A 10061-nucleotide genomic window follows, 5' to 3' on the forward strand; every position below is an offset into this window, starting at 1 on the left:
CGGCGAAGAGGGGGAAGGCGTGGTAGAGGCCGTGTCCCATGCCGGGGCGTTGGGAGCCTTGTCCGGAGTAGACGAATGCTGTTTTGCCGCCGTGGGATGTGGTGGTGGCGCGTATGAGGGCGGGGTGTTCCTCGTCTCGGGCCAACGCCTTCAGTGCTTCGGTGAGTTCATCGTGTCCGGTGCCGATGACCACGGCGCGGTGGTCGTGGTGGGTGCGGGTGGTGGCCAGGGCGTGTCCGACTTCCGCGGGGTCGAGTTCGGGGCGTTCGGTGACGTGTTCCAGCAGCCGCGCCGCCTGGGCCGTGAGTGCCTCGTCCGTTCTTGCTGAGACCGGCCACGCGAACACCGGGTTGGTGTCCGGCTCGACGGAATCCTCGGCCACCGGATCGGCCGCAAGCACCGAAGCGGGAGGCGCCTCAAGAATGAGGTGAGCGTTCGTCCCGGAAATGCCGAAGGACGACACACCCGCCCGGCGCGGCCTCTCGGTCTCCGGCCATGGCGTCGGCTCGGTGAGCAGGCTGACCGCCCCCGCTTCCCAGTCCACGTGGGGGGAAGGCGCATCGACGTGCAGGGTCTCGGGAAGCAGTCCGTGGCGCATGGCCATGACCATCTTGATGACACCGGCGACACCGGCCGCGGCCTGCGTGTGCCCGATGTTGGACTTCACCGACCCCAGCCACAACGGCCGTTCGTCCGGCCGGTCCTGGCCGTAGGTAGCCAGGAGCGCCTGGGCCTCGATCGGGTCGCCGAGCGTCGTCCCCGTTCCGTGCGCTTCCACCGCGTCGACGTCGGCGCTCGTCAGCCGGGCGTTCGCCAGCGCCGCCCGGATCACCCGTTGCTGCGACGGCCCGTTCGGCGCGGTCAGACCGTTGCTGGCGCCGTCCTGGTTGACTGCCGAACCCCGGATGACAGCGAGCACCTCATGGCCGTTGCGCTCGGCGTCCGACAGCCGTTCCAGCAGCACCAGCCCCAGGCCCTCGGAGAACCCCGCACCGTCCGCCGCGGCCGCGAAGGACTTGCTGCGCCCGTCCGGCGCCAGTCCCTGTTGCCGGGTGAACTCCACGAACACGGTCGGCGTCGCCAGGACCGTCGTGCCGCCGGCGATGGCGAGGGAGCACTCGCCGCTGCGCAGCGCCTGCGCGGCCAGGTGCATGGCCACCAGGGAGGACGAACACGCCGTGTCGACGGTGACCGCCGGGCCCTCCAGGCCCAGCGTGTACGCGACCCGTCCCGACGCGATGCTGGGCGCGCTCGCGTTGCCGGTGAGGCCGTCCTGGTCCTTCGGGTCCTGCGGTACCCGTGTCCCGTAGTCGCTGGACATGATGCCCGCGAACACGCCGGTGTCACTGCCGCGTAGCGCGGCCGGGAGGATGCCGGCCCGTTCCAGCAGTTCCCAGCTGCCCTCCAGCAGCCACCGCTGCTGCGGGTCCATGGCGGTGGCCTCGCGCGGGGAGATGCCGAAGAACCCCGGGTCGAATCCGGCCGCGTCCTCCAGGAATCCCCCCTGGTCGGAACGGCTCTTGCCGACGTGGCCCGGTTCGGGATCGACGAGGTTCGCCAGGTCCCAGCCACGGTCGTCGGGGAAGGCCGCGATGGCGTCCGCACCACCGGCGACGAGGTTCCACAATCCCTCCGGGGTGTGGACGCCGCCTGGATAGCGACAGGCCATGGAGACGATCGCGATCGGCTCGTGAGCTGCTTGCAGCAGGCGCCGGTTCTCCTGCCGCAGCCCCTCGTTCTCAAGCAGCGACGCACGTAGTGCCTCAATGGCTCGTTCCTCGGGCGATGCAACCATTCTGAGCTCCGTGTGGACTCGGTACCGCCCGGCGTGCCGGGATCACGTCCGGACGTCCGGGACCAGCTGTCGACAATTCCGAAGACGGGACCTCCCCGGCGCCGGCGCGGTCAACGCGCGGGCGCCGGGGGGTCCCGTTGTTCAAACGTCCGCGAAACGTCCGCGGGATGCGTTAACCCCGCAGGAAGAACGAGGACTTCAGAATGGTGGTCTGGCCGTCCGGCCGGTCGTAGACCTGGAAGTGCCGGGTGCCGGTCTTCCCGAGGTAGCGCCCGCTGGTGCCGACGGCCTGCACCGAGTGCTCCTTGGTGATCTGCGTCGGGTCGTGCGGGCAGGCGCCGGTCCAGAGGATGGTGCCGTCCTCGAGGTGATCCGTGGCGCTGAAGAGCTGGAACCGGTCCTCGCCGTTCTCGTTCTTCTCGCCGTTGGCGGACAGGACGCCGATGCCGACCGAGGTGCCGATCTTGTTGCCCTTTTCGTCGAAGAGCTCATTGTTGAACTCGACGCACACCCCCAGCCCCTCGCGCAGGTCGCGGGTCAGCTTGGTGGTGACCACCTCCTTGATGTCGATCATCGCGATGAGTTCATCGTCCTTCGGCTTCTCGGTCATGACATCCCTTTCGAGTGCGGTCATGCATACAGGCCTGCCATGTTTGTCAGCGCCGCTTAAGCCGCCCTAACGTGCGCCTTGGCACCCATCGGCCGGGCAGGCGCGTCATTCATCGCGCGCACCACATGGCCGCCGATTCAGTTGCCAGGTACATGCGTTGGCTCTGCTTTGTCGCATCTTTAGGGACTGCTGATGCCCTGGGCGTCCTTGCACCGTCCTACGAGAGGGACCGGCGTGTCCGATGCGAGAACCCAAGGTCACGGGGGCGTGTGGCGCGCCGACGCGGATGCCGCGCGATCCGACGGGCCGGCCACGGCGGCCGCGTCGTATGCGGGGACCGACTTCCACGAATGGTGGGAGGAACGGCATCGAGTCGTCCGAAGTTCCGTCGAAACGGTTCCGTTCGAGGAACTGGAGGGCTGGAAATTCGAGGAGGGCACCGAAAACCTGGTCCATGAAAGCGGCGCCTTCTTCACCGTCCAGGGAATGCGGATCCGGACGGAGGACCGAGGTTCCTGGTCCCAGCCCGTCATCAACCAGCCCGAAATCGGAATCCTCGGCATGCTCGTCAAGGAATTCGACGGCGTGCCGCACTACCTCGTACAGGCGAAGGTCGAGCCGGGCAATCTCAACGGGCTCCAGCTCTCGCCCACCGTCCAGGCGACCCGCAGCAACTTCACACGGGTCCACGGCGGGGCCGGCACCCGCTACCTGGAGTATTTCCGGGGCGGCCGGCGCGGTGAGGCACTGGTGGACGTGCTCCAGTCCGAGCAAGGATCCTGGTTCTGGCACAAGCGCAACCGCAACATGGTCGTCCGGGTGACCGACGAGGTGCCGCTCCACGAGGACTTCCGCTGGGTGTCGTCGCACCAACTCCATGGGCTCCTCACGGAACCCCACCTCGTCAACATGGACACCCGCACCGTACTCGCCTGCTCCGCATACACCGGTCCGCCCCGCGGCGACCACGGTGACGACCCGTACGCGGACGCCCTGGCCCGCTCGTACGACGCCACGGCCGGGGCGCGGCTGCACACCCGCGGCGAGATCCTCAGCTGGTTCACCGACATGCGCACGCGCTGCGGCTGGCGCACCGAGCTGATCCCGCTCTCCGACGTCAAGGGCTGGTCCCGCTCGCGCGAGGCGATCGAGGACGACGAACGCCGCAGGTTCCGGATCATCGGTGTCCGCGTCAAGGCCGACAACCGCGAAGTGCGTCAGTGGACGCAGCCGCTGCTGGCGCCCACCACGACGGCGCTGGCCGCGTTCCTCACCAAACCGGTCGACGGAGTGCTGCACCTGCTGGTGCGGGCCCGGCCGGAGCCCGGCGTGCTGGACACCGTGGAGATGGGCCCGACCGTACAGTGCGTGCCGGAGACCGACGGGGGCGCGCACGAACCGTTCTACGAGGACGTGGCCCGCGCCGGCGCGCAACGCGTGCGGTTCGACACCACCCTCTCCGAGGAAGGCGGTCGGTTCTACCACGCCAGGACCCGCTACCTGATCGTCGAAGCCGACGAGGACTTCCCCGTCGAAGTGCCGGACGATCACCGCTGGATGGCCGTGCACCAGCTCACGGACCTGCTCCGGCACAAGCACTACGTCAACATCGAGGCGCGCAGCCTCCTCGCCTGCCTTCACAGCCTCCGGTGAACCCCTGCCCCGGCCGCCGGCGGCCCCGCCCATCCGTTGTGAACCCTCCGAAGAACAGGAGTCTCCGCCGATGGAAGTGATCGGGGACGGCTTTCTCGCCCACCACTTGCGACCGGTCCGCACGGTCCGCCCGGACGCCGTCGTCATCGCGGCCGGAGTCTCCGGTTCGGACGACCGCGCGTACACGGAATACCGGCGGGAGGCGGAACTGGTCGACCGTACGATCCGGCGCTGTCGGCGTGACGGACAACAGCTCATACTCTTCTCCACCGCGTCGGCCGGCATGTACGGCGACGTGGAGTGCCGGGGTATGGAGGACGAACCGGTGACCCCGATCTCCGTCTTCGGTCGGCACAAACTGGAGATGGAGGCCGCCGTACGCGACTCCGGGGTCCGCCACCTCATCCTCCGGCTCGCCCACGTCGTGGGCCCGGGACAACGCGGGCACCAGCTCGTACCCGCCCTCACCCGGCAGCTGAGAACGGGACGCGTCACCGTCTACCGCAGCGCCCGCAGGGACATCCTCGGCGCGGCCGAGTTCACGCGGATCACCGGAGAACTGCTGTGCCGGGGGGTGGAGGACCAGATCGTCAACGTCGGCACCGGAGTCAGCACGGCCGTCGAGCGGATCGTCGACCATCTGGAGGAGCGGCTGGGTACCACCGCCGAACGCAGCTACACGGACGGCGCGAAGAGCTCCTGTGCCCTCTCGATGGACAAACTGCGCCGTCTCGTACCGGCCATCGACCGCATGGGATTCGGCCCCGACTACTACCGCACCGTCATCGACCGCTACCTGGAGAACCCATGACAGCACCCCCCTTCCACACCCGGCTCGGCCGCACGGCCCTGAAGATCGGACGGTTCTGCCTCGGCACCGTGAACTTCGGCGGCCGGGTCGACGAGGCGGAGGGCCACGCCATCATGGACCGCGCCCTGGAACACGGCATCAACCTCTTCGACACCGCGGACATGTATGGCTGGCGCGTGCACAAGGGCTACACCGAGGAGACCATCGGCCGATGGTTCGCGGGCGGCAACGGACGCCGCGACTCCGTGGTGCTGGCCACCAAGGTCGGCAACCCGGTCGGCGACGGCCCCAACGACGAGGGCCTTTCCGCCCACCACATCATCGCCGCCTGCGAGGCGTCGCTGCGCCGGCTGCGCACCGATCACATCGACCTCTACCAGATGCACCGCATGGACGAGAACGCCCACTGGGACGAGATCTGGCAGGCGTTCGAGACCCTGACCACCCAGGGGAAGGTCCGATACGTCGGCTCGTCCAACTTCGCCGGCTGGCACCTCGCCACCGCCCAACAGACCGCCGCACGCCGCGGCTTCCTCGGCATCGTCTCCGAGCAGTGCGTCTACAACCTCGTCACCCGCCACCCCGAACTCGAGGTGATCCCCGCGGCCCAGGCCTACGGGGTCGCCGTGCTGCCCTGGTCGCCCCTGCACGGCGGACTGCTCGCCGGCGTACTGAACAAGCTGCGCGCCGGCACCGCAGTGAAGTCCGCGCAGGGCCGCGCCGCCGAGACCCTCGACCGGCACCGCGAAGCCCTCCAGGCGTACGAGAAGTTCTGCGGCGAGCTGGGCCGGGACCCCGCCCTCGTGGGCCTCGCCTGGCTCCTTTCCCGGCCCGGGGTGACCGCCCCGGTGATCGGCCCGCGCACCGTCGGCCAACTGGACGCGGCCATGGGCGCCTTCGACGTCGAGCTGTCGCAAGGGGACCTCGCCGTGCTCGACTCGCTGTTCCCGCCGATCGGCAACGGCGGTGCCGCGCCCGACGCCTGGATCACCTGACGGCAGCGCTCCGCTCGCCGAATCGCCGGTGCCCCCACGGGTATCGGCGATTCCTGTTCCCGTCCGCACCCCACCCACCCGTCACTGAAGTGGAGAGACACCCATGCGTGTGTTGTTCGCCCCGCACACCTCACCGAGCCACTACCTCCCCGTGGCACCGCTCGTCCAGGCATGCCGGGCCGCCGGGCACGACGTACGCGTCGCCGTCCAGCCGCCGCTCATCGAGGTCGTGCAGAAGTCCGGACACGTACCCGTCCCCATGGGCGCCGGATACGACCACGAGGAGGACCTGGCCGCACAGCTGCGGCGCGACGTCGAGACCTACGGCCGCCCGCTGACGGCCGAACTCATCGCCGCGCTGCCGCCCGACGAGCGGAAGGGCGTCTACAACAGGATGCGCGACTGCCAGACCAGGATCGCCGAGGCGATGATCGACGAGCTCCTCCTGTTCATCCACACCTGGGGCGCGGACCTCATCGTCGCCGATCCGCTGACGCTCGCCGCGCCGCTCGCCGCCGAGATCACCGGAATCCCGCTCGTCCACTACATGTGGGGACCGGACTACGTACGCCACCAGCTCGGCTTCCCCGGCGTCGGCATGCCCGTCGACCAATGGCCCGACGCCCTGACCCGGCTCTTCCGGCGCTTCGGGGCCGAACAGCGCACCGAGTACGCCACCTGCACCGTCGACCCCTGGCCCGAACCCCTCCAACTGCCCGGCATGCCCCACCGCGTCCCGTTCCGCTACGTGCCCTACAACGGCCCGGGCACCGTGCCGGACTGGCTGTGGAAGGAGCCCGGGGACCGCCGCCGGATCTGCGTCACCTGGGGCACGGTGGCCTCCCGCCGGGTCGGCCCCGACGGCTTCCTCGTCCCGCGCATCCTCGAGGGCCTCGCCGGAACGGACGCCGAGGTCGTCGTGGCCACCACCGAGGCCGACGCCGAACTCCTGGGCGACGTCCCCGACAACGTACGCATCGCCTTCGGAGTCCCCCTCCACGTCCTCCTGCCCGCGTGCGACGCCATCATCCACCAGGGCGGCGGGGGCACCACGCTCACCGCCGCGGCCTGCGGCGTACCCCAGGCGATCATCCCCCTCGCCGGTGACCTGAGGCTCAACGCGACCCTGCTCGCCAAGACCGGCGCCGGCCTCTTCCTGGACCCGGAACAAGCCCGGCCCGCCGACATCAAGGCCGCCGCGGCCACCCTCCTCGACGACCCCGGCCCGCGCGCCGCGGCGGAACGCCTCCGGGACGAGATGCGGGCCCAGCCCACCCCCGCCGAGATCGTGCCCTGCCTGGAGAAGCTCGTGTAACGGAGCACGGCCCCGCGACCGGCACCCCGCCGGCCCGGCCGCAGCCCACCACGGAACGCCGATGGCGCCGACCCTCTCGGGCCGGCGCCATCGGCGTCACCGCCTCCGTACTACGAGGAGCTGCCCGGCGCCTCGTCCGTCGCGTCCCCGTCGCCACCGCTCCGGGAGAGCACCATCCGGATGAGGTCCTCGGCGTTCGCGGACCGGATCTCGTTCTCCCGGTCCTCCGCGGCGGGCCGCGCGGCGTCCTCGTCACCCTGCTGACGCGTCAGCCGCAGCAACACCTCCACCAGCCCGTTCTGCCTGAGCGCCTGCAACGGGACCGACGCGAGCACCTCCCGCAGAGCCGCGTCGCTCAGCCCGTCCCCGGCACCGCCGCCGGTCCCGGCGTCCGCGCACAGCTCCTGGTGCAGCAGTCGGCCCAGCGCGACGGGCGTGGGGTGGTCGAAGACGAGCGTGGCGGGCAGCCGCAGCCCCGTCGCCGCGGTGAGCCGGTTGCGCAGCTCCACGGCCGTCAGCGAATCGAACCCGAGATCCTGGAACGCCCGCTGCGGATCCACCGCCCGCGGCCCCGCATGGCCCAGCACCGTGGCGATCTCACCACGCACCAGATCGAGCAGCAGATCGTGCTGCTCCGCCTCCGCCAGGCCGGCGAGGCGGGACCGCAACCCGTCCGCGTCGCCACGACGGGCCACGGAACCGCTCCCCGCCGGGACCAGACCGGTCAGCAGCGCGGGCAACGTGCCCGCCGCCGCGTGCCCGCGCAACGCCGGGTGGCTGAGCCGGATGGGCACGACCGCCGGACGCCCGCCGGCCAGCGCCGCGTCGAGCAGCGCCAGCCCCTGGTCCGTGGGCAGCGGCATGACACCCGTGCGGTTCATCCGGGCCAGGTCGGTCTCGGTGAGGTGACCGGTCAGACCGCTGCTGCGGGCCCAGTAACCCCACGCGAGCGACGTGGCGGGAAGGCCGTGGGCCCGGCGGTGGACGGCGAGGGCGTCGAGGAACGCGTTGGCCGCGGCGTACCCGCCCTGACCGGGACTGCCGAGGGCGCCCGCCGCCGAGGAGTACAGGACGAACGCGGCGAGGCCGAGATCCTTGGTGAGTTCGTGCAGGTGCCACGCCGCGTCCGCCTTGGGCCGCAGCACCGCGGCCACCTTCTCGGGCGTCAGCGACGTGATCACCGCGTCGTCGACGACGCCCGCGGTGTGGACGACGGCGGTCAGCGGATGCCCGGCCGGCACCGACGCGACCAACTCGGCCAGCGCTTCCGGGTCCCCCGTGTCACACGGCGCGAAGGTGACCTGCGCGCCGTGCGCCGCGAGCTCGGCCTCCAGCTCCAGGGCGCCCGCCGCCTCGGCACCGCTCCTGCTCGCCAGCAGCAGATGCCGCACACCGTACGCCGCGACGAAGTGCCGGGCGGTGAGGGCACCCAGCGTGCCGGTACCGCCGGTGATGAGCACGGTCCCCTCCGGATCCAGCACCGGGGCGGCCTCCTCGGCCTCGGACACCGCGGAGCGCATCAGCCGGGGGACGTACGCCACCCCGTCCCGCACGGCGAGCTGCGGCTCGTCCGCCCTGACGGCCGCTTCGAGCACGGCCGGCAGCGCCTGCCGCGACGCGTCGCGGTCGTCGAGATCGGCGACGACGATCCGGCCGGGGTGCTCGGACTGGGCCGAGCGGACCAGACCCCACACCGCGGCCGCGGCCAGGTCGGTGAGACCGCCGGAACCGTCCGCGGACTCCCGGTCGGCATCGCCGTCCGAAGCCACGCACGCCACCGCCCCGCTGGTCAGCAGCGCGAGCCGCGCGTCGGCGAACCCTTCGTCACCCAGGAACCGCTGGAGCAGGTCCACCGTCCGGAGCGTCACGGCCTGTGCCGCGCCCGCCGGATCGGTGGCGTCCGCGCCGGGCTCCCTGCCCCCGACGAGGACCGCGATCACCTCCGGCACCGGCCGGGCCCCCGAGACCACGGCCTCCCGAAGGGCCTCCAGGTCCGGGTACGCGGGCCCGACGAGATCGGCGGACGCCGGCAGCGAGCCGTCGTCGACGACCGCCCACTTCTCCGTCGAAGTGGGGAGGGGCTCGGCACTCAGCTCCGACCATCCGACGCGGTACAAGGAGTCGCCGGCCGCGTCGGTCGCCGCCAGCTTGGCCACATCGACCGGACGGACGACCAACGCCGCCACACTGGCCACCGGTCCGCCCGACGTGTCGCCGAGCTCGACCGACACCGTGCCGTCGGCGGTCGGCGTCACCACGGCGCGCAGCGCGGCGGGAACGGCCCCGGTGGAGTGCAGGGTCACGCCGGTCCACGAGAACGGCAGCCGAACGTCTCCGGAACTCACGCCCTCCTGCGCGGTGGTGGCGATCAGCGCGTGCAACGCCGCGTCGAACACGGCGGGATGGACGTGGTGCCCGGAGGCGTCCACGCCCTCGGGCAGGGTCACCTCCGCGTACACCCGACCTTCGTGCTGCCAGGCGGCGGTCAGACCCTGGAAGACCGGGCCGTAGTGGTAGCCGCGCTCGGCCGCCCGCTCGTAGAACCCGTCGAGCGGCACGGACACCGCCTCGGCCGGCGGCCAGGCGCCTGCCGGAGCCCCGGCGACCGCCTTCGCCTCGGTGCGGGCCAGAACGCCGGAGGCGTGCCGGGTCCAGCGCTCGTCACCCGTGTCCGTACCGGTGGGACGGCTGTGGATGGTGAGCGACCGGCGTCCGGAGTCGTCGGTGGTTCCGACGGTCACCTGGAGTCGCACGCTGCCGCGTTCCGGCATGACGAGAGGCGTCTCCAGGGTGAGTTCTTCGATGTGGGTGTGGTGGGTGTGGTGGGCGGCGTGGAGGGCGAGGTCGAGGTGTGCGGTGCCGGGGAGGATGACGGTTCCGGC

Annotated in this window: 7 protein-coding genes; 4 read left to right on the plus strand and 3 right to left on the minus strand. The window is 71.2% G+C overall.

Annotated elements, in window-relative coordinates; genetic code table 11:
• Both ACIGWZ_RS39280 and ACIGWZ_RS39285 read right to left on the minus strand, forming a co-directional pair.
• Positions 1–1795, minus strand: a 1795-nt coding sequence (locus ACIGWZ_RS39280; RefSeq protein ID WP_400072834.1) for a type I polyketide synthase, incomplete at its 3' end; no start/stop codon positions are given.
• A 172-nt stretch (positions 1796–1967) separates the two neighbouring features.
• Positions 1968–2405: a hypothetical protein gene (locus tag ACIGWZ_RS39285; RefSeq protein WP_400072836.1), complete on the minus strand. Its 438-nt coding sequence runs from the start codon at positions 2403–2405 to the stop codon at positions 1968–1970.
• A 267-nt stretch (positions 2406–2672) separates the two neighbouring features.
• On the opposite strand from ACIGWZ_RS39285, the gene ACIGWZ_RS39290 reads away from it, so the two are divergent.
• The 4 genes from ACIGWZ_RS39290 (at position 2673) to ACIGWZ_RS39305 (ending at position 7179) form a co-directional block, all read left to right on the plus strand.
• Entirely contained in the window at positions 2673–4058 is a 1386-nt protein-coding gene (locus ACIGWZ_RS39290; protein WP_400072838.1) for an NDP-hexose 2,3-dehydratase family protein, read from the plus strand.
• 70 nt (positions 4059–4128) lie between these two features.
• Complete coding sequence (locus ACIGWZ_RS39295) at positions 4129–4869, plus strand: NAD-dependent epimerase/dehydratase family protein (protein ID WP_400072841.1); 741 nt, start codon at positions 4129–4131, stop codon at positions 4867–4869.
• Positions 4866–5864 carry an aldo/keto reductase gene (locus ACIGWZ_RS39300; protein ID WP_400072843.1) on the plus strand — a complete coding sequence of 333 codons (999 nt, stop codon included), beginning with the start codon at positions 4866–4868 and terminating at the stop codon, positions 5862–5864. Before ACIGWZ_RS39295 ends, ACIGWZ_RS39300 begins: the two co-directional genes overlap by 4 nt.
• A 103-nt stretch (positions 5865–5967) precedes the next feature.
• Positions 5968–7179, plus strand: a complete 1212-nt coding sequence (locus ACIGWZ_RS39305; RefSeq protein WP_400072845.1) for a nucleotide disphospho-sugar-binding domain-containing protein — start codon at positions 5968–5970, stop codon at positions 7177–7179.
• A gap of 110 nt (positions 7180–7289) precedes the next feature.
• Here ACIGWZ_RS39305 and ACIGWZ_RS39310 read toward each other — a convergent pair.
• On the minus strand, positions 7290–10061 hold a 2772-nt coding region (locus tag ACIGWZ_RS39310; RefSeq protein ID WP_400072846.1), incomplete at its 5' end, for a type I polyketide synthase.

The sequence above is a fragment of the Streptomyces sp. NPDC053427 genome (genome assembly GCF_044544985.1).
Lineage (GTDB): Bacteria > Actinomycetota > Actinomycetes > Streptomycetales > Streptomycetaceae > Streptomyces.

Bases quoted from the DNA above. Each gene is read 5' to 3' on its own strand.
- ACIGWZ_RS39285 (WP_400072836.1), bottom strand. From the start codon at position 2,405: ATGACCGAGAAGCCGAAGGACGATGAACTCATCGCGATGATCGACATC.
- ACIGWZ_RS39295 (WP_400072841.1), top strand. From the start codon at position 4,129: ATGGAAGTGATCGGGGACGGCTTTCTCGCCCACCACTTGCGACCGGTC.
- ACIGWZ_RS39300 (WP_400072843.1), top strand. From the start codon at position 4,866: ATGACAGCACCCCCCTTCCACACCCGGCTCGGCCGCACGGCCCTGAAG.
- ACIGWZ_RS39305 (WP_400072845.1), top strand. From the start codon at position 5,968: ATGCGTGTGTTGTTCGCCCCGCACACCTCACCGAGCCACTACCTCCCC.